Here is a 21,602-nt window from a genome sequence, read left to right as displayed (position 1 = left end):
ATCCGTATGAAGTCGCGATAAAAATTAAGGCGTTACAATTGTTTAGATCAGAAATGTCGTTTGAAACATACGCTCGACTGGATGCGCTAGGACAAACCCTGATATATTTGGGGCCATCGTAGAATCCTCCTCAAGCAAGTGGAAACTTCTTGATCCAAATCAATTAGTTACACTTCGCTGTCAACCATGCGGGTGCCCGCCGCGTGTAATTGTGACGAAATGTAAAGTTTGTTAAATTGAATGTGGGTCTCGCCGCGTGGGTTGTGGCACGAGACTTTTTCTCTCAGGGATTTATCTCCATGCCGTATCTCGTCGATCCTGCCGCACAGGCTGCGAGACGTCGCGTGTCGCTTGACGATGCGTTGCACTCGCGTGCCGTGACGCCGGTATCGGAACTGCCCGCCGCAAGTGGCGTGGTGTTGCCGCACGAGGCGCCCGAGCCGGCCTTGCGCCCCGCGCGCGCCGCCGTGGCACGTCCGCTCGCACAGTCGGTAGCCCGAAAGATCGACGCCGCACGCGAAGCCGAGCGCACGCGTATCGCACAAGAGATGCACGACGGGCTGGGCGCCCAGCTCACGGCATTGCAACTGGTCGTGGCGCGCCTGTCGGCGCGAGCGCCGGCCGATGCTGCCGAATGGCAATCCCTCTGCACCCAGATTCAGAACGCCGCCAACGCGGCACAAGATGCCGCCGACGAACTCGTCGGCCGCCACCGTCCACCGGCGCTCGATGCGGGCCTCGTGCCGGCACTGCGCGTCTGGCTGCGCGGCTTTGGCGAGCAAAGCGGCCTCACGTGCATCTGGCGTTGCGACGACATCACGCGCGAGCGTGTGACAAACCTCACCCCCGATGCAATGCTCGCGCTGTACCGCATTGCGCAGGAAGCGCTGACTAACGTCGCCCGGCACGCACGCGCTACGCGTGTGGTCGTGGCGCTCGACAGCAGCCACCGCTCACTCAAACTTACGATTTCCGACGACGGTTGCGGCGTAGCCCGCGGCGCGCGTCGCAAGCACGGACATTTCGGACTGGTTGGTATGCGCGAGCGCTGTACGGCGCTCGGCGGCACGCTACGTATTGGCAGTGTTCAAGGATCGGGGACGCTCGTGAGCGCACGTCTTCCCTGGCACCAGATCCTGTCGGTCCCGACAGCGGCGCTCGCTGCCGGTCTCAAAGCCCCGGAATCGCTTGCCCTTCACGGATACGCATCATGACGCTTAGAGTGCTCATCGTCGACGACCACGCCATCGTGCGCCAGGGCGTCCGGCAGTTGCTCTCCGATAGCGGGAGCATCGCCGTTATCGGCGAAGCCGATTGCGGCGCGGAAGCGCTGGAGATGACAGAAGCCGCGCAGTGGGACATCGTCCTGCTAGACATTTCGCTACCCGACACGAACGGTCTCGAGATTCTCAAGACCCTGCGACGAAAACACCCGCGCCTGCCGGTGATGATCTTCAGCATGTACGGCGAAGGCCAGTTTGCCTTGCGTGCGCTCAAGGCCGGTGCTGCCGGTTATCTGAGCAAACGCTCGAACGCCCAGCAACTGGTGTCGGCCGTGCGTCAGGTGGCGGCGGGACGCAAGTACGTCAGCCCGATGGTGGCCGAGACGCTGGCCGACTACCTCGGACCGGACGCCGACCAGCCGCCGCACGAACGTCTGTCCGATCGCGAATACCAGACGCTGTGCATGATCGGCTCGGGCAAGCGCCTGACCGACATCGCCAACGCGCTCTCGCTCTCGGTGAAGACCGTCAGCGTGTATCGCACGCGCCTGCTCGAGAAGATGCGGCTGAACAACAACGCCGAGCTCACGTATTACGTGATGCAACACGGTCTGGTCAGTGCCGAGATGGGACCGATGTGCGCCTGATCTTGCGTCTAACTTGCGTATAACTTGCGCCTAAGTTAGTAAGCGCAAACCGTAACACCCCTATTGCCGCCCCTCGGGCGGCAATATTTTTTCATCCCTGCAAAAAATATTTTGCACACGGTGCCCGGTCTCGCGGTACCCGGCAATGTCGACCTGAGCGCCACAGTGTGCAGCGCAGGCCGTTACCTCTCCGAGCCTTACCGGACTTGAATTGGCGGCACTTTGCCCCTTTCCTTGCCGGATCAATCGTGGAGGAATTTCGTAGACTGGCTTACTAGCGTTTTTCCGACATCGACGACGCCAGTCGATGGGGGGCGGCAGAGCATTTTGCAAAACCACCCTAAATTTTCCCAAAGGCCGTCCGATATCCCCTACAACGGCGGCTTTCGGCGAATGGCTGTAAGGCCAAAGTTACGGCACTTACGCCGGAGCCAAAAATTTTGGGAAAGGAGTGGCTAAATGTCATCTGTCATCAATACCAATATCTTCTCGCTGGTTGCTCAACGTAACCTGAATACGTCGCAATCGGGCCTGCAGACCTCGATCACCCGTCTGTCGTCGGGCATGCGCATCAACAGCGCTGCTGACGATGCCGCCGGCCTCGCGATCACGGACCGTATGTCGGCCCAGATCAACGGCACGCAGCAAGCTCAGCGCAACGCCAACGACGGTATCTCGCTGGTGCAAACCGCTGCGGGCGCCCTGTCGTCGATCACGGACAACCTGCAACGCATCCGTACGCTGGCCGTTCAGTCGACGAACTCGACGAACTCGGCTTCGGACCGCGCCGCACTGGACCAAGAAGTTCAACAGCGTCTGGCTGAAGTGAACCGCCTGGCAACGCAAACGTCGTTCAACGGCCTGAACGTGCTCGACGGCTCGATGGGCACGGCGAACTTCCAAGTGGGTGCTAACGCTGGTCAGACCATCTCGGTCAACCTGCAACAAAGCATGACCATCTCCAGCATCGGCTCGGTCGCACAAACGACCTCGGCCACGAACCCGCTGAGCTTCACCGTTGCTGCCATGACCGTCCAACTGGGCGCAGGCACGGCAGTGAACGTCAAGGCCGGTACGTACAACAGCTCGGCAGACCTGGCAACGGCCATCAACACGGCTGCACAAAGCGCCGGTTTCACGGGCAACGTCGCTTCGGTCAACTCGGCTGGCGAAATCGCGGTCACCAACACCGATCCGACGCAAACGCTGACGATTGCTGGCGCTGACGCCACCACGCTGGGTCTGGCTGTGGCCGCTGGCGCCGCCGGTACGACGAGCACGTCGACCGCCGTCGCTTCGACGTTCTCGCAAACGCTGGCTACCGGCGATCTGGTCCTGACCGTGAACGGTAAGGCAACCAACATCACCGGCAAGATGAACAGCGCCACCGACCTGGCCAACGCGATCAACTCGTCGAACAGCGGCGTGAACGCGTATGTCGACACCGCCGGCAAGATGCACCTGAGCTCGGGTTCGTCGTTCCAGATCAGCGGCGGTACGGCGGCAACGCTGACCAAGCTGGGCCTGCCGACGACTGCCACGACGTACGCTACGAGCGGTAGCCTGGCACAAGCCGACGTGAAGACGGTCAACAGCGCCACGCTGATGCTGTCGCAAATCGACTCGGCCATCGGCACCGTTGACACGCTGCAATCGACCCTGGGCGCAATTCAAAACCGCTTCCAGTCGACGATTTCGAGCCTGTCGACCACGACGCAAAACCTGACCTCGGCGCGTTCGGGCGTGCAAGACACCGACTACGCTGCTGAAACGGCTAACCTGACCAAGTCGCAGATTCTGCAACAAGCAGGCATCTCGATGCTGGCTCAGGCAAACCAACTGCCGCAACAAGTGCTGAAGCTTCTCCAGTAAGCGCCTGTTTGGCATGGTGTAACGCCCGGCGGCAACTCGGCCGGGCCGCCGGCGGCGCCACCTTCACGGGGGGCGTCGCCGCAAGCATTACAAAGGCTGTAATTTTTTGCGCCGGCGTTTTGCGCGTTGAGCAACTAATTTAAAGAGTGAGCAATTTATGGCGACTACCGGCAGTTCTACAACGGGCTCTATTTCGTCACCGGGCATTGGCTCCGGGCTGGACGTCAACGCGCTCGTCACCAGTCTGATGCAGCCGGCCACGCAAAAGCTCAACTTGCTCAAGTCGCAAGAGGCCAGCTACCAGACCAAGGTATCGGCACTCGGCAGCCTGCAATCGGCACTTAGTTCGTTCCAAACGTCGCTGTCGGCGCTGTCCTCGGCATCGTCGTTCTTGCAAATGACGGCTACGCCGGGCGACGCGACGTTCCTGACTGCGTCGGCAGATACCACGGCGAAAGCGGGCAGCTACACGATCAACACGACCCAATTGGCGCAAGCGCAGAGCTTGACGACGTCGGGCGTGTCGGACCCCGCCGCCTCGATCGGCAGCGGCACGTCCACCAAGCTGACCTTCAGCTTCGGCACGATTTCGGGCGGCACGCTCACCAACGGCACGTACGCCGGCGCCAGCTTCTCGCCGAACGCGCAGCAAGCGCCGTTTAGCGTCACGATCACCAACACGAACAACTCGCTGCAAGGCATTCGCGACGCCATCAACGCCGCCAACGGCGGTGTGACGGCCACGATCGTGAACGACGGCAGCGCCACGCCGAACCGGTTGGTGCTGACTTCGACGCAGACCGGTCAGACGATGAGCATGAAAGTCGACGTCGCAGCAGGCGGCGACAGCACGCTCACGAACATGCTGGCGTACGACCCGACCGGCACGCAGAACCTGACGCAGACCGCAGCAGGCCAGAACGCCAACCTGACCATCAATGGTCTGGCGGTGTCGAGCCCGACCAATACCGTGAAGAGCGCCGTACAGGGTCTGTCGATGACGCTGCTCAAGACCGGCTCGACCACGGTCAGCGTGAGCAACAACAGCGATGGCGTCAGCAAGTCGGTCAACGATTTCGTCACGGCGTACAACACGCTGCAATCGGCCATCGGCAAGCTGACGTATTTCGACAAGTCGAGCGCCACGCCGGGCAGCACCTCGAACAACAACGGTCCGCTGATCGGCGATACGACCACGCAGATGATCACCACGCAGATCCAGCAGATCCTGAACGGCAAGCTGCCGGGGGTCTCGGGGTCGGTGCTGACATCGCTGGCCGATATCGGCGTGACGTTCCAGGCTGGCGACGGCACCGGCAGCGCCACCGATACCTCGGGTCAGCTCGCGGTCGACTCGACCAAGCTGCAAAAGGCCATCGCTTCGGGCGGGTTCGCTCAGCTTGCCTCGCTGCTGGCGACCAACGGCACGACCACCGACAGCCTGATCAGCTACCAAGGCTCGACCAGCAATACGCAGCCGGGTCAGTACGACGTGGTGATTACGCGCCTGGCGACCCAGGGCACGCTCACGTCGAACGCCACGCTGGGCGCGAACACCATCATCGACGGCACCAACAACACGTTGACGGTGCAGGTCGACGGTAAGAGCACGTCGATCACCATCCCGAACGGCATCTACACGCCGGATAAGATGGCATCGGCGTTGCAAGCGGCCATCAACGGGAACTCGCAGTTCGTCACCAATGGCTCGTCGGTGACCGTCAAGCAAACCAACGGCGTTCTCTCGATTACGTCGAACCGTTATGGCTCCGCCTCGAACGTGCGCGTAACGTCGGGCAATGCCATGACCGCGCTGTTCGGCACGGGCGTGTCGCCCAGCGTCGACGGCGTGGACGTCGGCGGCTCGATCGGCGGCGTGATCGCCACGGGCAGCGGTCAGTTTTTGACCGGCGCGGCCGGGTCGCAGACCGATGGCCTCAAGATTCAGGTCACCGGCACCAATCTCGGCAATCGCGGCACGATCAACTTCTCGCAAGGCTATGCGTCGCTGCTGTCGAATCAGGTCAGCAACTTCCTGAGCGCGAAGGGTGCGATCAGCACGGCCCAGTCGAACCTGAACGCCAGCATCAAGCAGGTGCAGCAACAGGAAAGCGACTGGCAGGACCAGATGACGCAGATGCAGAACCGCTATCTCGCCCAGTTCACGGCACTGGATGCGACGATGGCCAAGCTGCAAAACACCAGCGACTACCTCAAGCAGGTGCTCGGTGGTTCGTCCTCTTCGTCGTCCTCGAAGTAAGCGCACGGTACGCGCAATCACGTCCGCGCTCCGGAGAAAGTCATGTACGGTCAAAACGCCGCCAACGCGTATCGCAAGGTCGGACTCGAGACGGGCGTCATTGCCGCGAGTCCGCACCAGCTCATCATGATGCTGTTCGATGGTGCCAAAGCGGCCCTCACCAAAGCACGCGTGCATTTTGAAGACGGCCGCATCCCCGAGCGGGGACAGGCGCTCTCGAAGGCCATCGGTATCATCGGCGGTCTTCGCGACGGTCTGGATATGGAAGTCGGCGGGGAACTGTCGCGTAACCTTGGCGATCTGTACGACTACATGGGGCGGCGTCTGCTGGAGGCAAATCTCGAGAACGACGTCGCCAAGGTACGAGAAGTCGACACCCTGCTCGACACGATTGCATCGGCCTGGCGAGAAATCGCGCCGGCCGCCGGCACGGGTGCCCCCGCCGCACAGGCGGGCACCGGAGTGCGCTATGAATGAAGCCACAACCTTGTTGAACTGCTACGAAAGCATTGCCGGCCTCACCGAGCGCATGCTCGGCGTTGCCCGTGAAGGCGACTGGGATGCCCTGATCGATCTCGAGACGCAGTATCGCGCCCAGGTCGACGCGATCAAGCAGCTCGACGCCGCGCTGCCGCTCAGCGAAGATGAGCGTGCGCGCAAGCATGCGATCATTCGCCGGATTCTCGCGGACGATGCCGCCATTCGCGACCTTGCGGTGCCGCGTCTTGCGCATCTCGACGCCATGATCAACAGCACGCGCCGTCAACGTGCCCTGCACGAAGTCTACGGCTTGAATCTGGGCGCCTGAGGCCCGCGCAGCAGCGCGGTGTCTTTCGCCTGTCATCTCGTAACACGCAACACGAAATACGGAGTACGGCATGGCCGGTCTCGACTCGGTAGTCGCCGCCACCCTCGCGCGGCGGCTCGATTCGCTGCTCGGCTTCGGGCAGGGCGTCTCGTCGTCGGCAGCGCCCGGCGCCGTCGCCGGTGCCCCGCCGGCCGGCGACGCGACATCCGCACCGGCGAACCTCACCACCCAAACCTCTCAAGGTGCCACCGGCATCGGCAATGCGCCTGCGCAAACCGCAGGGCGCGCGCCCACGCCCGTGCAGCAAGCCACGCTCTCGGCGGCGGCACGCACGATCGACACCATTCTGCGACTCGCCCCTGAGTCACCCGGCCCGGTACAGGCCGGCACCCCTGTCTGGCCGGCGGCCCCCGGTACGGGCGCACCGGCGCTGGCACCGTTGGTCGCCGCAGCGCTCAAGGAAGCGCTGTCGGCAAGCGGCCTCTTTTACGAATCGCATCTTTCGCAGTGGGCCTCGGGCAGCCGCTCGTTCGAACAGTTGCAGGCCGAGCCGCAGTTGCGCTGGCCCGCGTCGGCCAACCTCGCGGCGCAATTGCGCGCTGCGGGCGCCGACGCGACGCTGCCGGGCCCCGGTCCCCTCACGCGTTTGCTCGGTCCGGCGGGCGGTGAGGCAGCCCTCGCCACCGGATGGCCGGCGTTGGGCGTCGGTTCATTGCCGTCCTTACCCTCGGCATCGACGGCAGCGGCGGCGCCTGCGCAACCGGGCGTGGCCAATCAGGCGGATGGCGGTGACGGTGGTTTGCATACCAGTGCCAATTTGCCGAACACGGCGACCGCGCTGGCCCATGCGGCCAGCGTGGCGCACACGACGAGCAGCGTGTTGCCGACCGGCCGGGAGGCGGACGCACTCCTCGTGGGAGGCACCGATCCGTCAGCGGCGAATGCCCAGCCGCACGGCGCCGCGGGCGCGATTGCGGCGGTAGCGAATACACCGGCCGAAAGCGTGACGCTCGTGCGCCAGCAGCTCGACATGCTGGTCAATCCGCAATTTCAGTGGAACGGCATGGCATGGCCGGGCGCGCCGATGGAATGGCAGGTCGAAGAGCGTGCCGCTCAACAAGCCCCGGGAGACGCCCCCGCGCCGTCGACGTGGCACACGCATCTACGTCTGACGCTGCCGTCGCTGGGTACGGTCGATGTCACGCTTGGACTATCGGGGCAGCAATTGCAGGCGCGGGTACTCGCCGATTCGTCAGACTCGGCCACGACGTTGGCAGGTGAAGGCGAAGATCTGCGGCAGCGGCTGGCCGCCGTCGGACTCATCGCCAGTCAGTTGTCGTTCGGCGCGCTGGAAGCGCAAGCCGCGACACAGGCAGCGGGTGTGAGCACGGCGGGGAATGCCGCCGATGTCAGCGGTAATGCGGATCAGAGCGCTGCCGAACTGCCGGTGCCGATCGCATCGGCCGGGGACGCCACCACGAGCGGAGGCACAGCATGACGTTGCCACCGGAACGCCGCACCGCCGTCGCCCTCGCTTATGGCGCGAAGGACACCGCACCACGTGTGGTGGCCAAGGGCTACGGTCTGCTTGCGGAGACCATCGTGCGCACGGCGCGCGAGCATGGTCTGTACGTGCATGAATCGCCGGAGCTGGTCAGTCTGCTCATGCAGGTCGATCTCGATCAGCGCATCCCCGCGCAGTTGTATCAGGCCGTGGCGGAATTGCTCGCGTGGCTCTACAAACTGGAAGCGGGCCGGGGCGGCAAGCCGCCGCAGTTGCCGCCGGGCATCTTGGGGCCGCAAGCCGATGCAGCGGCGTCCACACCCCCTGCATCGCAGACGGCGACGGGCAACGACGCCTGAGTCGCATGGCACGGTGCGCGTTGCCTGTCGGCGTGCACCGTGAACCTTCCGAATTTTTCCCTTCGCGTGTTCAAGACGATCACTCGTCAAGTGAGCGTTCATGCGGCTTTGCGCCGTGCCGTCACTGATTGAGAGCGCCGCCCCACGGGCACGGCCTGCCTCGCGTCACTAGCATGTCCTTCGAGTGTTTTGTCTTAGCGGCCAAGATGCTCGCCCTTTTCGACATGACCGACATGACTCGCTGACAAGGCACGCCCCATGCAAATCACACACAACCCTTTCAATCCCGGTGCAGGCACCCCGCCGCCGACGCTTTCCGGGCGCGACGACGTACGCGAAAACCTGCACAACTGCATTGCACGCCTGCTGCTGGGACGTCATGCCAACGGTCAGTTGCTGATCGGCCTGCGCGGCGTCGGCAAGACCGTGCTACTTGAGCGTCTGGTGCATGACGCCGAACAACAAGGCGCCATCACGGTGCACCTTGAAGCCCCCGAATTCCGATCGCTGCCCGCATCGCTGGCGAAAGCCCTTCGACTGGCGTTGTTGCGGATGAACCGTATCCAGTCGGCAAAAGATGCCGTGATTCGCGGGCTGCGTGCGCTGGCCGGTTTCGTTTCCGGACTCAAGTTGATCTATCACGACATCGAAGTGGGGTTGGACTACTCCCCCGAACCCGGTTTGGCGGATAGCGGCGATCTGGAAACGGACTTACGCGCTTTGCTTGTCGAGGCAGGCCACGCCGCCCGTTCGGCGAAGACGGTGCTCGCCATCTTTATCGATGAACTGCAATGCATGCCGAAGCGGGAAATGGCGGCGATGCTTTACGCATTGCATCGATGTGCGCAGTTGCAATTGCCGGTGATTTTGATTGGGGCAGGCTTGCCGCAATTGCGCAGGCAAATCGGTGATGCCAAATCCTATGCAGAGCGCATGTTCGAATGCACGACTATCGGACCACTCTCCGACGTGGATGCTCGTAAAGCGATCACCACGCCGGCGGCGCAGGAGGGTGTCACCCTCACGCCCGATGCGCTCGACGCCATTGTCGAGCATGCCGGCGCTTATCCATATTTCCTGCAACAGTGGGGAAGGCATGCCTGGAGCGCTGCGTCAGCAAGTCCGATTACGGTAGACGATGTTCGCAATGCGGCGCCGGCCACCATTGACGCGTTGGATAACAACTTCTTCCTTTTCCGCTTTGACCGTCTGACCTTGCCGGAAAGGCGCTATCTGCGCGCGATGGCCGAGCTTGGCGCAGGCCCACACTATTCAGACGTGGTCGCCGCCGAGATGGGCAAGCCCGTCGAGACCCTCGAACCCGTGCGTAACGACCTCATCAGCAAAGGCATGCTCTACAGCGCCCCCCAAGGCGACGCGGCCTTCACGGTGCCCCGTTTCCATGAATTCCTGAAACGGGTCATGCCGGACTTACGGCTATGTGCAACCACCGAATAACCCCGGCATATACCTGCCCCGATTCGTTACTTATCAACGCCCCGAACCCGATGCTCCAGACTCATTCACCATTTATCTGCCGTGCCGCCGTGCGGGCACGCCCACCTCACATGCCGTCAGCGCCCATAACGACGATCTCACACGCTGCGTTTCTCGAGCACATCGCGCGAACCGATGGCTGCATCTTTGCCGCATGGAACGGCAACGTCTGGCGGATCGAAGTGATCGACGGGATGGCGTTGAAATTGCTGGCGCGACCGGACACCGGTCTCGCGGCAACCTTCAACTGTCTGAACGATGCGGCCGACCACCTTCTGGCGCTTGGCGTTGCCGAATATTCCGTGGTTATCGACGAAGGCGCCCGCGAGCCGCACGACTACGCGGACTGGCTCTGCGCGGCAGCCATTCAGGCACTACGCGAAGCGAACGACCCGACAACGGCATGGGTATCTCATGAAGCGTCAAACGATGCTGCTGATCGTCTGATTTCGGAACTGATGGCGAAAATAGCGGCGAGGGATGACGAGCAATGATTCCCATCTTCTGGACGCGTCGCGCCATCAGAGAAAGGCTCGACGCACTGCACTATCTGCTTTTGCGCAACGCCCGGGCGGCCCAGAGTCAATCAAAGGAGATTTCCAAACAGGTTTCCGTGCTTCACCGATTTCCGGCCATCGGCCGCCCCGGTGAAGCCCCGGGAACACGCGAGCTGGTCATTCGCCGTACGCCGTTTCACACCGTCTATCAATATCGGTCTGAGCTCCCGCGTGTTGAGATCGCCCGCCTATTGCACAACGCCCGTCACGGACGTTGACCCTCGTCGCCCAACAAAAAAGCCCCGTCATCGACGGGGCTTTTCATAAGGTCCGCGCTAGCGCGATCGGCCGGATAACCACCCGGCACGCAAACTTGCGCGCGTTACCTCACACCTGCATGTTCATCACGGTTGTGTAGGCCGAAACGAGTTTGTTGCGCACTTGCAGGCTCATCTGGAAACCGATGTTGGCTTTTTGCAGGTCGACCATCACGTCGTTCAGCCCCACGCCCGGCTCGCCCATCTCAAATGCCTTGGCCTGCGTCTCCGCGCCGGTCTGCGATGCCGACACGCGCTTGAGCGACGCTTCCAGCTCCGAGGCAAAACCACCCGTCGCCGACGCGGCACCCGCGCCAGCATTGGACGTGCCCAGCACCGAGCCCGCCGCTTGCGACGCTACGCTGCCCAGCTTCTGCAATACCGATTCGATCCCCGGAATGGCCATGATTTTTTGTCCTTAACAGGCGCCAGCCGCCCGCGCCATCGCGCAGTCCCCACCGGTCAGCCTTTTATCAGTCACGTCGGAGCTTACCACCCTGTGGCAAGCCCCCAATACCCTAATTAGCGGCAAAACACCCGCCTAATCCTCAAAACGATTCCATATTCGCCGTCGAATAATCAGGACCATCGGCGTCGTGCGTACTCGGAAGCGGACCTTTCCATTCCTTATCGCACTCACGGTGCCACGCGTACCCGGAGAATTCTGTCGCATGTTAGTGAGCACTTCCACCGCGATGAACGTATTGTTGACGCTACTGGCGTGGGGCCGCGCATGAACGCCGCCACCCAGACGGCCGACGTCGCCGCCAAACCGCCTCTGCTCGCGCAGTTGCGCTCGCGCGAGCGCCTGCCGCTGCTCGTCGGCGGTGCTGCCCTCATCGCGCTGCTGATCGCCGTCTTCCTGTGGAGCCGTGCGCCAGACTACAAGGTCCTCTACAGCAATCTGAGCGATCGCGATGGCGGTGCCATCATCACGTCGCTGCAACAGATGAACGTGCCGTACAAGTTCGCCGAAGGCGGCGGTGCCATTCTCGTGCCGTCCGAGCAGGTACATGACGTGCGCCTGCGTCTCGCCTCGCAAGGCCTGCCCAAGGGCGGTCTGGTCGGTTTTGAACTGATGGACAACCAGAAGTTCGGTATCAGCCAGTTCGCCGAACAGGTCAATTACCAGCGCGCCCTCGAAGGCGAACTAGCCCGTTCGGTCGAATCGCTCTCCGCCGTGCAGGCCGCACGCGTGCATCTGGCCATTCCCAAGCCCTCGGTGTTCGTGCGCGAACAACAAAAGCCGAGCGCCTCGGTGCTCGTCACGCTCTACCCGGGCCGCGTGCTCGACGACGGCCAAGTCAGCGCCATCGTCCACATGGTGTCGTCCAGCGTGCCGGAACTGCCGGTCAAGAACGTCACCATCCTCGACCAGAACGGCAACCTGCTGTCGGCCCAGAGCGGCAACGCCCTCGGTCTGGACGCGAGCCAGCTCAAGTACGTGCGCGAACTGGAACAGTCGTACGCCCGCCGTATCGAGTCGATCCTGAACCCGATCGTCGGTGCCGGTAACGTGCACGCGCAGGTCACGGCGGATATCGACTTCAATCAGGTCGAACAAACCTCCGAGAACTACAAGCCGAATTCGGGCGAACAGGCCGTGCGCAGCCAGCAAAGCAGCGAAGCCACGCAGGTCGGCGCCAACCCGGCAGGCGGCGTCCCGGGCGCCCTGTCGAACCAGCCGCCGGGTCAGGCCACTGCCCCGATCACGCAGCAGCAAAACCAGTTCGTGCAGCAAGGTGCCAACGCACCGGGCGGCGCCAGCGGCGCGCAGGGTCCGCAAGGCCCGCGCAGCGACCGCAAGGACGCCACGGTCAATTACGAAATCGACCGCACGATTCGCCACGTCCAGCAAGCCACGGGCAGCCTGAAGCGCCTGTCGGCCGCCATCGTCGTGAATTACCGTCCGGGCGCAGACGCCAAGGGCAAGCCGGCCATGGTCGCGCTCACGCAGGCCCAGCTCGACCAGATTCAGAATCTGTCGAAGGAAGCCATCGGCTTCTCGGGCCAGCGCGGCGACACGCTGAACATCGTCAACAGCCCGTTCACGGTGGAAGAGGATCCGGAAGCCAACCTGCCGTGGTGGCGTCAGCGTCAGAACATCGAACTGGCCAAGCAAGCCGGCAAGTGGGCACTGATCACGCTGGTCGGTCTGTATTTGTGGTTTGGTGTGGTGCGCCCGGCCATCCGCAAGCATCTGGCACCGCCCCCGCCGGCCGAGCCGACGATGGCAGGCGTCGCTGGCGGCGCCGCCGGTGGCGGCAGCGGTGGCGCGGGTGAAGACGGCGAAGACGGTGCGTCCGGCGCCAAGGGCGAACTCAGCGCCTACGAGCGCAACTTGCAGTACGCGCGTCAGGTCGCGCGACAGGATCCGAAGATCGTGGCAACGGTAGTGAAATCATGGGTGGGCGGCGATGAGCGCAGCTGAGGGACTCCAACGCAGCGCCATCCTGTTGATGTCGCTGGGTGAAGACGAGGCCGCGGAGGTTTTCAAGTACCTCGCGCCCCGGGAAGTGCAGAAGCTCGGCGCGGCCATGGCCTCGCTGCGACAAGTCACGCGCGACCAGATCGCCGACGTGCTGCAAGACTTCGTGCTCGAAGCCGAACAACATTCGGCCCTCTCGCTCGACTCGTCCGAATACATCCGCTCGGTGCTCAACAAGGCACTCGGCAACGACAAGGCCGCCGGCCTGATCGAGCGCATTCTGCAAGGTGGCGACACCAGCGGCATCGAAGGCCTGAAGTGGATGGACTCGACGGCAGTCGCCGAACTGATCCGCCACGAGCACCCGCAGATCATCGCCACGATTCTGGTCCACCTCGACCGCGATCAGGCCTCGGAAGTGCTCGCGCTCTTCACCGAACGCCTGCGTAACGACGTGGTGCTGCGTATTGCCACGCTCGACGGCATTCAGCCTGCCGCGCTGCGCGAGCTCAACGACGTGCTCACCAAACTGCTCTCGGGCAGCGAGAACATCAAGCGCAGCCCGATGGGCGGTATTCGCACGGCCGCAGAAATTCTCAACTATCTGGGCGGCGTGCACGAAGAGTCGGTCATCGAAGCCGTGCGCAACTACGACTCGGACCTCGCGGCGAAGATCGTCGAAGAGATGTTCGTGTTCGAGAACCTGCTCGATGTGGAAGACCGCAGCATTCAGGTGTTGCTCAAGGAAATCGAGTCGGAGTCGCTCATCATCGCGCTCAAGGGTGCGCCGGTCGAGCTGCGCGAGAAGTTCTTCAAGAACATGTCGGCCCGCGCGGCCGAACTGTTGCGCGAAGACCTGGAGTCGCGCGGCCCGGTCCGCGTCTCGGAAGTCGAATCCGAACAAAAGAAGGTGCTGCAAGTGGTGCGGCGCCTGGCCGATCAGGGCGCCATCATGATTGGCGGCCGCGGCGACGACGCTTACGTGTAACCGGACGGGGCCCGCGCGCATGTCGACCATCATCCCGAAAGAACGCCTCTCCGCCTGGCAACGCTGGGAGATGGCGTCGTTCGACCCGCCGCCGCCCCCGGCCCCGCCGCAACCCAAGCCGCCGAGCCCGCTCGACGACCCCGCACTGGTCGAACAAATCGCCGCGTGGCGTGAAGAAGCGCGCGCCGAAGGGCACGCACAAGGTCACGCCGCCGGACACGCCGAAGGTTATGCCGCCGGACAAGCCGCCGGTCAGGCCGAAGTGCAGGCCCGCGCCGCACAACTCGGCGACATTGCCCACGCGCTGGGGGATGCCGTGAATGCGATTGACCGCGAATTGGCCGAACCGCTGCTCGGCCTCGCGCTCGACATCGCACGTCAGGCACTGCGTCAGACGCTCACCATTCGCCCCGAGACCCTGCTGCCGATCGTGCGCGACCTGCTCGCCAACGATCCGCTGACAGGCTCGCCGCGCCTGCTGCTCAATCCGGAAGATGTCGCACTCGTCGAAGCCCATGTCGGCGCCGAGTTGCAAGCGGCCGGCTGGACCGTGCGCGCCGACCCGGCCATCGAGCGTGGCGGCTGCAAGGCCGAAGCGGCGAGCGGCGAAGTCGATGCCACCGTCGCGACCCGCTGGGAGCGCGTCATGGCTGCACTGGGCAAGGATTTGCCGTGGTGAACGCCGAACTCACCCCACTCGCCGCCCATGCGCCGGTGCTGCCCAGCACCGAAAACGCGCATGGCGACGCGCCCGCCACGTCTGCCACCGCTGGCCCGGCAACCACGCCGGCCAACGACGGCACGTCGCCCAGCGTGCGGCTGTGGGATGAGATCGACACGCACGTGCAAGCCGGTGCGTTGCAGCCCGACGATCACGACGAAGCCCCGGACACGCTCCACGCCACCGACTCGCACGATTCGAGCGATTCGGATGACGCCGTAGCACACGCCGACGCGCACGCAGACACCCACGGCGCTCCGGCCGCCGGTGCCAGCACGTCGCACGCCCTCGGTGCCCGTGAAATTGCGCGCGACGCCCATCTTCGCCGCTGGCAGAACACGCTGCGCGAGCGCATCGCGCACGTGCATGCCATCGAACCGACGCGCCGCTGCGGCCGTTTGACCCGCGCTGCCGGTCTGGTGCTCGAAGCTGTCGGCCTGCGCCTGCCGGTCGGTGCCGGCTGCCTGATCGAGTTGCCCGTTCACGATGCATCGCGCGAACCGGCGACCGCCGAAGCGGAAGTCGTCGGCTTTGGCGGCGACCGTCTGTTTTTGATGCCGCAAACCGAAGTCACCGGGTTGCTGCCCGGCGCGCGCGTGTTCCCGATGGAACCGGCCGCCGACGGCCCGTTGCCCAGCCAGCGTCACAACGGCAAACGCCTGCCGGTGGGCGATGCCCTGCTCGGCCGCGTGGTCGACGCCGCCGGCCGCCCGCTCGACGACATCGGCCCGCTCGGCCTGACCGACAGTGCTTCGCTCGCCTCGGTGCCGATCAACCCGCTCGGGCGCGCCCCGATCGAATCGGTGCTCGACGTCGGCGTGCGCGCGATCAACGCGCTGCTGACCGTCGGACGCGGTCAGCGCATGGGCCTCTTCGCCGGGTCGGGTGTGGGCAAGAGTGTGTTGCTCGGCATGATGGCGCGCTTCACGCAGGCCGAAGTCATCGTCGTGGGCCTGATCGGCGAGCGCGGCCGCGAAGTGAAAGACTTCATCGAGAACATTCTCGGCCCGGACGGTCTGGCCCGCTCGGTCGTGGTGGCCGCGCCGGCCGACGTGTCGCCGCTGCTTCGCCTGCAAGGCGCCGCGTACGCGACCACGCTGGCCGAACACTTCCGCGATCAGGGCAAAGACGTGCTGCTGATCATGGATTCGCTGACCCGCTACGCCATGGCCCAGCGCGAAATCGCACTCGCCATCGGTGAACCGCCTGCCACGAAGGGCTATCCGCCCTCGGTGTTTGCCAAGCTGCCGGCGCTCGTCGAGCGTGCAGGCAATGGCCCGGACGGCGGCGGCTCGATCACGGCGTTCTACACCGTGCTGACCGAAGGCGACGACCAGCAGGACCCGATTGCCGACTCGGCTCGCGCCATTCTCGACGGGCACATCGTGCTCTCGCGTCAGTTGGCGGAGTCAGGGCACTACCCGGCCATCGATATCGAACAGTCCATCAGCCGCGCGATGGCGTCGCTCATCGACGACGCGCAGTTCGATACCGTGCGCCGCTTCAAGCAGATGCTGTCTCGCTACCAGCGCAACCGCGACCTGATCAATGTGGGCGCGTACGCACCGGGTAGCGACCCGATGCTCGATCAGGCGATCGAGCTATATCCCCGTCTCGAAGGCTTCCTGCAACAAGGGATGCGCGAGCGGGCCGGCTATCCGGATGCCGTGCAGATGATGCACGGCCTGTTCCGTTAATCGGAGGTGTGGCCATGAACTCCACCCTGCCCCTGAAACTCCTGATCGAACTGGCTCAGAAGGACGTCGACGAAGCCGCACGCCTGCTGGGCGAGCGTCAGACCCAGCGCGCAGACGTCGAACGCCAGCTTGAAGCCTTGCGTCAGTACCGCCACGAGTACCGCACGCGCATGCAGACGGCCACGATTCAGGGCATGGCCGGTTGCGACTGGCGCAACTTCCAGCAATTCATCGATACGCTCGACACGGCTATCGGCCAGCAAGCCATGCTGCTCGAACAAGCCGAAGAGCGTCTCGCAGCGGCCCGCCGTGAATGGCAGGCCCAGCAGCGCCGCCTGAATTCCTTCGGCACGCTCGCCTCGCGCGAACAGGCCCGCACGACCTTGCGGGTGGCACGCCGCGAGCAGAAAGAAAACGACGAGTACGCCGCGCGCAGCCTGCGCCGCCGTGCCGAATCACCGATCTGAAGGACATAGGAGTCACCATGTCGATTCTGAGCTTCCTGCCCGATGCCTCGCAGGCCGCGAATGCCGCGAGCCGCGCTGGCGCATCCAGCACCGGTTCCAGCACCGATAGCGGCGTGCTGCCGTTCTCGGCTGTGCTCTCGCAGCAACAAACGCGTCAGACCGTGCCGACGCCGGTGAGCAACAACAACACCAACAACGCGTCGCAGTCGCAGTCACAAACGCAGCAGACGCAGTCGTCGAACAATTCGACCAAGTCGAGCGACAACTCGAACAACGCGACGGCGCAGGCTGGGCAGACCGGCCAAACAGCGGCAACGAAAAAACCTGCACAACCGTCCAAATCGGCAGACGACGACAAAGACGGCGACGACGAAGCGCAGGCCAGCACCGCCGCGCCGGTCGATCCGGCCGCTGCCGCCGCGCTGGCTGTCGCACTGGCCGCCATGAACGGTACGCCGCTGACCCCGCCGCCGCCCGCCGCGGCCGCTGCCGCGTTGGCTACGGATGGCGCAACGGACGGCAAGCCGGGCACCGGCGCCGCTATTGCCGCCGCCGTGAACGGCGCGCTGCAAGCCACCGGCGCTGCGCAACTGACTGGCCAGCCGCCGGTCGGTACCGCAGACACGGCAAGCACCACGGCCGATACGAAAGCGCCGGCTGTCCCGGCAGGCACGACCACTGCCGCCAGCACCGCAGCGACCCCCGCCAAGACCGGCGGCCTGTCGCTCGACGCTCTCGCCAAGAACGCCACGGCCACGCAGACCAACGCACAACCCGCCGCGACCGAAGCCAAGGCCCCTGCGACGCCGGTCGTCAGCGCTGACGCGCAGACGCAGCGTCTGGTGGATGCGATGGCCGCCTCGCAAGGCGGGCGCGACGCTGCCGCACAGGCAGCCACGGTCGCCAACCAAGCCGCAGCACAAGCTGCGCAGGCGACGACATCAGCCGTCGATGCCCAGCCGCAGTTGCAGGCACAAGCCGGTCTGCCGGCCACGCTGGCGCTGAACGCACGCGTGGGCACGCAGGACTGGAACAACCAGCTCTCACAGCAAGTCGTGTGGCTGTCGTCGGCACACGCCCAAACGGCACAACTGAGCCTGAATCCGCCCGATCTCGGCCCGCTGCACGTCGTGCTGAACGTGGCCAACGACTCGGCGCAGGCCATGTTCGTCTCGCAACACGCCGCTGTGCGCGACGCGGTGCAAGCCGCCCTGCCGCAACTGCGCGAAAGTCTCGCGAACAACGGCATCGCGTTGGGGAATGCCTCCGTGAGCGCCGACAGCTCCCAGCAGCAAGCCTTTGCCCAACAGGGTGCCAACGGCAACGGTGGCGGCAATGGCAGCGGGAACGGGAATGGACGAGGCCTGCCCGGCTTCGGTCAGGGAGATGACGCTTCGCTCGCCGCTACGGCGGTGAGCGTGCCAGTGCGCGTCTCCAATGGTTTGGTAGATACGTTCGCCTGATATTCGTTGAGTTAGTCGAGACCGTTCAAATCGGGCTTCGGCCCGCGCAGCATAAGGGTCTGCGGTGTCTTCGCAGTGCAGTCATTGCGCGACGCCACGCCGTATTGCCCTAAAGCACACGGGTTTTTCTGCCGTTAAGACAAAGACGCGAGTTAGACGCGATTGTCCCTTCTTTTCGGCCGATCACCCGGTGGCGGGTTGGCCGACAATCATTACCCAATAGCAGGCGAATACATGGCAAATCCCGCACCCACGCAAGCGGCCGCTCCCTCGGGGGGAGGTATGCGCAAATGGATCCTGTTGATCGTCGCGGTGGCATTGATGGCCGCCGCAGGCGCGGCGACTGCGGTGTACCTGCTGACCGGACACAACGAGACGGCTAAAGCACCGCCGCCGCCCCCGCCGCCCGTGTTCGTGGGCATGGACCCGTTCACGGTGAACCTGTCGGGCGAGGACGGCGAGCGTTACCTGCATATCGGTCTCTCGCTCAAGGTGGCAGACGCCGAGACGCAGGCCCGCATCACGCAGCACATGCCCGAAGTGCGTAGCCGCGTGTTGTTGCTGCTGTCGTCCAAGCAGCCGCAGGACCTGGCCACGATCGACGGCAAGCGCCGTCTGGCGAGCGAAATCCGCACGCTGGTCGCGCAACCGTTTGCGGCCAACATGCCACAACAGGCTGTGGGCGAAGTGCTGTTCACCGCGTTTGTAATTCAGTGAGTGATTCATGGCGCATGAGGAGTTCCTGTCGCAGGAAGAAGTCGATGCCCTTCTGAAGGGTGTCACCGGCGAACAGGATGACCGGTCGGAGTCGGAAGATCATTCCGGCATCCGCCCATACAACATCGCGACGCAAGAGCGCATCGTGCGCGGGCGCATGCCCACGCTCGAGATCATCAACGACCGCTTCTCGCGCCTGTTCCGCATCGCGCTGTTCAACTTCATGCGCCGCAGCGCCGAAATCTCGGTCAGCCCGGTGCGCGTGCAGAAGTACAGCGAGTTCATTCGTAACCTGCCCGTCCCGACCAACCTGAATCTGGTCCACATCAAACCGCTGCGCGGCACGGCACTGTTCGTGTTCGACCCGAACCTCGTGTTCCTCGTGGTGGATAACCTGTTCGGCGGCGACGGCCGGTTCCATACCCGCGTCGAAGGGCGTGACTTCACGCAGACTGAGCAGCGCATCATCGCGCGCCTGCTCGATCTGGTGTTCGAGAACTACGGCGCGTCGTGGAAGCCGGTGCATCCGGTCGAATTCGAATACGTGCGTGCCGAAATGCACACGCAGTTCGCCAACGTCGCCACGCCCAACGAAGTGGTGGTCACCACCACGTTCGACATCGAGTTCGGCTCGGTCGGCGGCGAATTCCACATCTGCATGCCCTACTCGATGATCGAGCCCCTGCGCGACCAGCTCTCGAGCCCGCTGCAAGGCGAGACGCTCGAAGTCGACAAGCGCTGGGTGCGGCTGCTCTCGCAGCAGGTGCAGGCCGCCGATGTGGAAATCGTGACCAACCTCTCGCAGATCGACATGACGCTCTCGCAGTTGCTCAACATGCGCGTGGGCGACGTGATTCCGCTCGACGTGCCCGAGCTGCTCGAAGCCAAGGTCGACGGCGTGCCGGTCATGCATTGCAATTACGGCGTCTTCAACGGTCAATACGCTTTGCGCGTGAACCAGATGATCAACCATTCGCATAGCGATTACACGAAGGACAACGAGTGATGAGCGATACCCCTCAAACGCCCGGTGACGACGCCCAGGCCATGGCGGACGAGTGGGCCAGTGCCATGGCGGAGCAGACCGCGGCCGAGCCGGCACCCGCCGCCGCCGCCCCGGCAGCCGCGCCCGTGTTCCAGCCGCTCGCTGCGACCGCCGGCAACCCGGCAGGCGCCACGCATAACGACATCGATCTGATTCTCGACATCCCGGTGCAGATGACCGTGGAGCTGGGCCGCACGAAGATCGCCATCAAGAACTTGCTGCAACTCGCACAAGGCTCGGTGGTGGAACTCGACGGCATGGCCGGTGAGCCGATGGATGTGCTGGTCAACGGCTGCCTCATCGCACAAGGCGAAGTGGTGGTCGTGAACGACAAGTTCGGCATTCGCCTGACTGATATCATCACGCCATCCGAACGCATCCGTAAGCTCAACCGATGATTGCAACGAAAGTCCACGGCCTGCCCGTGAGGCGCGCCATGGCACAAGCAGCAGCGCTCGCGAAGCCGCGAGCGTGGCTGCCGGGCGCACGCCCTACCGGCATCGCCGCCGATATTGCCGCCACCCTCCCGGCACGTCTCGCCGGTCTGTTCCGTATCCCATTCAGTCTCTTCACTGCCTTCACTGCCTCGACGCTGCTCATGGCGAACGCCGCGCATGCGCAAGGCACCGCTTCGCAAGCGGCGGCCGTGCCGAGTCTGGGCGGTGCCGGCATCGTGCAGACCGGGCTGGGCCTCGTGTTCGTGCTCGCGCTGCTCTTCGGGCTGGCGTGGCTCGCGAAGCGATTCGGACTGCAACGCCCCTTGGGCGGCGGTAACGTGCGCATTGTCGGCAGCGCCGCCGTGGGTCAGCGCGAACGCGTGGTCGTGGTGGAAGTGGCCGGTGACTGGGTCGTACTGGGCGTTGCCCCGGGACAAGTCCGCGCCTTGCACACCATCGACGCCCAGCGCGTCGCCGATCTGCCTGCCACGCCGAGCGGCCCGCATCCGGGTGCGCAGGCCAACCGCGCCGCGCAAGCCTTTGCGCAAAAGCTGCGCGAATCGATGAAAAAGGATTCCTGATGTCTCGTGCCTGGCTGCCCGCCGAGTGGAAACTGGGCTTGGCGCTCGGACTGGCATTGCTCTGCGCCGTCGCC

Annotated in this window: 22 protein-coding genes; 21 read left to right on the top strand and 1 reads right to left on the bottom strand. The window is 64.1% G+C overall.

All coding sequences use genetic code 11. The annotated features are described in order from the left end of the window. Positions 1 to 299 precede the first annotated feature (299 nt). The 11 genes from CDV46_RS05020 to CDV46_RS04970 all read left to right on the top strand — a co-directional run bounded on the left by CDV46_RS05020 (position 300) and on the right by CDV46_RS04970 (position 10,945). Positions 300 to 1,214 (top strand): sensor histidine kinase, encoded by a 915-nt coding sequence (locus CDV46_RS05020; RefSeq protein WP_087721929.1) that lies wholly within the window; start codon positions 300 to 302, stop codon positions 1,212 to 1,214. Continuing rightward, on the top strand, positions 1,211 to 1,870 hold the full coding sequence (locus tag CDV46_RS05015) for a response regulator (protein WP_058376530.1): 660 nt from the start codon (positions 1,211 to 1,213) through the stop codon (positions 1,868 to 1,870). The genes CDV46_RS05020 and CDV46_RS05015 overlap by 4 nt, the downstream gene beginning before the upstream one ends. Before the next feature lie 459 nt (positions 1,871 to 2,329). After that, positions 2,330 to 3,742, top strand: a complete 1,413-nt coding sequence (locus CDV46_RS05010) for a flagellin N-terminal helical domain-containing protein (protein ID WP_087690963.1) — start codon at positions 2,330 to 2,332, stop codon at positions 3,740 to 3,742. A gap of 157 nt (positions 3,743 to 3,899) precedes the next feature. Continuing rightward, a complete protein-coding gene (fliD, locus tag CDV46_RS05005; protein ID WP_087690961.1) occupies positions 3,900 to 6,002 on the top strand; it encodes a flagellar filament capping protein FliD in 2,103 nt (700 codons plus the stop codon). Between the two features lie 42 nt (positions 6,003 to 6,044). Then, a complete protein-coding gene (gene fliS / locus CDV46_RS05000; RefSeq protein ID WP_058376533.1) occupies positions 6,045 to 6,479 on the top strand; it encodes a flagellar export chaperone FliS in 435 nt (144 codons plus the stop codon). After that, positions 6,472 to 6,810 (top strand): flagellar protein FliT, encoded by a 339-nt coding sequence (locus CDV46_RS04995; protein ID WP_058376534.1) that lies wholly within the window; start codon positions 6,472 to 6,474, stop codon positions 6,808 to 6,810. Before fliS ends, CDV46_RS04995 begins: the two co-directional genes overlap by 8 nt. Before the next feature lie 70 nt (positions 6,811 to 6,880). After that, the gene (gene fliK / locus CDV46_RS04990; protein ID WP_087721928.1) at positions 6,881 to 8,308 is read left to right on the top strand and encodes a flagellar hook-length control protein FliK; all 1,428 of its coding nucleotides are present in this window, start codon (positions 6,881 to 6,883) and stop codon (positions 8,306 to 8,308) included. Beyond that, a complete protein-coding gene (locus CDV46_RS04985; protein WP_087690956.1) occupies positions 8,305 to 8,673 on the top strand; it encodes an EscU/YscU/HrcU family type III secretion system export apparatus switch protein in 369 nt (122 codons plus the stop codon). Before fliK ends, CDV46_RS04985 begins: the two co-directional genes overlap by 4 nt. A 258-nt stretch (positions 8,674 to 8,931) precedes the next feature. Beyond that, on the top strand, positions 8,932 to 10,131 hold the full coding sequence (locus tag CDV46_RS04980; RefSeq protein WP_087721927.1) for an ATP-binding protein: 1,200 nt from the start codon (positions 8,932 to 8,934) through the stop codon (positions 10,129 to 10,131). Then, positions 10,113 to 10,664 (top strand): hypothetical protein, encoded by a 552-nt coding sequence (locus CDV46_RS04975; RefSeq protein ID WP_140413296.1) that lies wholly within the window; start codon positions 10,113 to 10,115, stop codon positions 10,662 to 10,664. Before CDV46_RS04980 ends, CDV46_RS04975 begins: the two co-directional genes overlap by 19 nt. Beyond that, positions 10,661 to 10,945: a type II toxin-antitoxin system RelE/ParE family toxin gene (locus CDV46_RS04970; RefSeq protein ID WP_087721925.1), complete on the top strand. Its 285-nt coding sequence runs from the start codon at positions 10,661 to 10,663 to the stop codon at positions 10,943 to 10,945. The genes CDV46_RS04975 and CDV46_RS04970 overlap by 4 nt, the downstream gene beginning before the upstream one ends. Positions 10,946 to 11,054: 109 nt before the next feature. Here the strand turns inward: CDV46_RS04970 and fliE are convergent, their stop codons facing one another. Further along, complete coding sequence (gene fliE / locus CDV46_RS04965; protein ID WP_058376538.1) at positions 11,055 to 11,390, bottom strand: flagellar hook-basal body complex protein FliE; 336 nt, start codon at positions 11,388 to 11,390, stop codon at positions 11,055 to 11,057. A gap of 327 nt (positions 11,391 to 11,717) precedes the next feature. Here fliE and fliF point away from each other — a divergent pair, with 327 nt between their 5' ends. The 10 genes from fliF (at position 11,718) to fliO (ending at position 21,528) form a co-directional block, all read left to right on the top strand. Further along, on the top strand, positions 11,718 to 13,415 hold the full coding sequence (gene fliF, locus CDV46_RS04960) for a flagellar basal-body MS-ring/collar protein FliF (protein ID WP_087721924.1): 1,698 nt from the start codon (positions 11,718 to 11,720) through the stop codon (positions 13,413 to 13,415). Further along, entirely contained in the window at positions 13,402 to 14,400 is a 999-nt protein-coding gene (fliG, locus tag CDV46_RS04955) for a flagellar motor switch protein FliG (protein ID WP_084656486.1), read from the top strand. Before fliF ends, fliG begins: the two co-directional genes overlap by 14 nt. Before the next feature lie 19 nt (positions 14,401 to 14,419). After that, positions 14,420 to 15,079: a flagellar assembly protein FliH gene (gene fliH / locus CDV46_RS04950; RefSeq protein WP_087690939.1), complete on the top strand. Its 660-nt coding sequence runs from the start codon at positions 14,420 to 14,422 to the stop codon at positions 15,077 to 15,079. A 344-nt stretch (positions 15,080 to 15,423) separates the two neighbouring features. Further along, a complete protein-coding gene (fliI, locus tag CDV46_RS04945) occupies positions 15,424 to 16,818 on the top strand; it encodes a flagellar protein export ATPase FliI (RefSeq protein ID WP_087691191.1) in 1,395 nt (464 codons plus the stop codon). 14 nt (positions 16,819 to 16,832) lie between these two features. Then, on the top strand, positions 16,833 to 17,285 hold the full coding sequence (fliJ, locus tag CDV46_RS04940; protein WP_058376541.1) for a flagellar export protein FliJ: 453 nt from the start codon (positions 16,833 to 16,835) through the stop codon (positions 17,283 to 17,285). Positions 17,286 to 17,302: 17 nt separating this feature from the next. Beyond that, complete coding sequence (locus tag CDV46_RS04935) at positions 17,303 to 18,748, top strand: flagellar hook-length control protein FliK (RefSeq protein ID WP_087721923.1); 1,446 nt, start codon at positions 17,303 to 17,305, stop codon at positions 18,746 to 18,748. 234 nt (positions 18,749 to 18,982) lie between these two features. Beyond that, a complete protein-coding gene (fliL, locus tag CDV46_RS04930) occupies positions 18,983 to 19,465 on the top strand; it encodes a flagellar basal body-associated protein FliL (RefSeq protein WP_058376543.1) in 483 nt (160 codons plus the stop codon). A gap of 7 nt (positions 19,466 to 19,472) precedes the next feature. Beyond that, positions 19,473 to 20,471 (top strand): flagellar motor switch protein FliM, encoded by a 999-nt coding sequence (gene fliM / locus CDV46_RS04925; RefSeq protein WP_058376544.1) that lies wholly within the window; start codon positions 19,473 to 19,475, stop codon positions 20,469 to 20,471. Then, positions 20,471 to 20,908: a flagellar motor switch protein FliN gene (fliN, locus tag CDV46_RS04920; RefSeq protein WP_058376545.1), complete on the top strand. Its 438-nt coding sequence runs from the start codon at positions 20,471 to 20,473 to the stop codon at positions 20,906 to 20,908. Before fliM ends, fliN begins: the two co-directional genes overlap by 1 nt. 38 nt (positions 20,909 to 20,946) lie before the next feature. Continuing rightward, positions 20,947 to 21,528 carry a flagellar biosynthetic protein FliO gene (fliO, locus tag CDV46_RS04915; protein WP_254915926.1) on the top strand — a complete coding sequence of 194 codons (582 nt, stop codon included), beginning with the start codon at positions 20,947 to 20,949 and terminating at the stop codon, positions 21,526 to 21,528. Positions 21,529 to 21,602: the final 74 nt, after the last annotated feature.

Source organism: Pandoraea sp. PE-S2T-3, from assembly GCF_002179965.1.
In the GTDB taxonomy this organism is placed as follows: domain Bacteria; phylum Pseudomonadota; class Gammaproteobacteria; order Burkholderiales; family Burkholderiaceae; genus Pandoraea.
This window is presented reverse-complemented; position numbering and strand designations above follow the sequence as displayed.

Bases quoted from the DNA above. Each gene is read 5' to 3' on its own strand.
- CDV46_RS05015 (WP_058376530.1), top strand. From the start codon at position 1,211: ATGACGCTTAGAGTGCTCATCGTCGACGACCACGCCATCGTGCGCCAG.
- fliK (WP_087721928.1), top strand. From the start codon at position 6,881: ATGGCCGGTCTCGACTCGGTAGTCGCCGCCACCCTCGCGCGGCGGCTC.
- fliM (WP_058376544.1), top strand. From the start codon at position 19,473: ATGGCGCATGAGGAGTTCCTGTCGCAGGAAGAAGTCGATGCCCTTCTG.
- CDV46_RS05020 (WP_087721929.1), top strand. From the start codon at position 300: ATGCCGTATCTCGTCGATCCTGCCGCACAGGCTGCGAGACGTCGCGTG.
- fliJ (WP_058376541.1), top strand. From the start codon at position 16,833: ATGAACTCCACCCTGCCCCTGAAACTCCTGATCGAACTGGCTCAGAAG.
- CDV46_RS04985 (WP_087690956.1), top strand. From the start codon at position 8,305: ATGACGTTGCCACCGGAACGCCGCACCGCCGTCGCCCTCGCTTATGGC.
- fliG (WP_084656486.1), top strand. From the start codon at position 13,402: ATGAGCGCAGCTGAGGGACTCCAACGCAGCGCCATCCTGTTGATGTCG.
- fliE (WP_058376538.1), bottom strand. From the start codon at position 11,390: ATGGCCATTCCGGGGATCGAATCGGTATTGCAGAAGCTGGGCAGCGTA.
- fliL (WP_058376543.1), top strand. From the start codon at position 18,983: ATGGCAAATCCCGCACCCACGCAAGCGGCCGCTCCCTCGGGGGGAGGT.
- CDV46_RS05010 (WP_087690963.1), top strand. From the start codon at position 2,330: ATGTCATCTGTCATCAATACCAATATCTTCTCGCTGGTTGCTCAACGT.
- CDV46_RS04970 (WP_087721925.1), top strand. From the start codon at position 10,661: ATGATTCCCATCTTCTGGACGCGTCGCGCCATCAGAGAAAGGCTCGAC.
- CDV46_RS04975 (WP_140413296.1), top strand. From the start codon at position 10,113: ATGTGCAACCACCGAATAACCCCGGCATATACCTGCCCCGATTCGTTA.
- fliN (WP_058376545.1), top strand. From the start codon at position 20,471: ATGAGCGATACCCCTCAAACGCCCGGTGACGACGCCCAGGCCATGGCG.
- CDV46_RS04995 (WP_058376534.1), top strand. From the start codon at position 6,472: ATGAATGAAGCCACAACCTTGTTGAACTGCTACGAAAGCATTGCCGGC.
- CDV46_RS04935 (WP_087721923.1), top strand. From the start codon at position 17,303: ATGTCGATTCTGAGCTTCCTGCCCGATGCCTCGCAGGCCGCGAATGCC.
- fliF (WP_087721924.1), top strand. From the start codon at position 11,718: ATGAACGCCGCCACCCAGACGGCCGACGTCGCCGCCAAACCGCCTCTG.
- CDV46_RS04980 (WP_087721927.1), top strand. From the start codon at position 8,932: ATGCAAATCACACACAACCCTTTCAATCCCGGTGCAGGCACCCCGCCG.
- fliH (WP_087690939.1), top strand. From the start codon at position 14,420: ATGTCGACCATCATCCCGAAAGAACGCCTCTCCGCCTGGCAACGCTGG.
- fliO (WP_254915926.1), top strand. From the start codon at position 20,947: ATGGCACAAGCAGCAGCGCTCGCGAAGCCGCGAGCGTGGCTGCCGGGC.
- fliS (WP_058376533.1), top strand. From the start codon at position 6,045: ATGTACGGTCAAAACGCCGCCAACGCGTATCGCAAGGTCGGACTCGAG.
- fliD (WP_087690961.1), top strand. From the start codon at position 3,900: ATGGCGACTACCGGCAGTTCTACAACGGGCTCTATTTCGTCACCGGGC.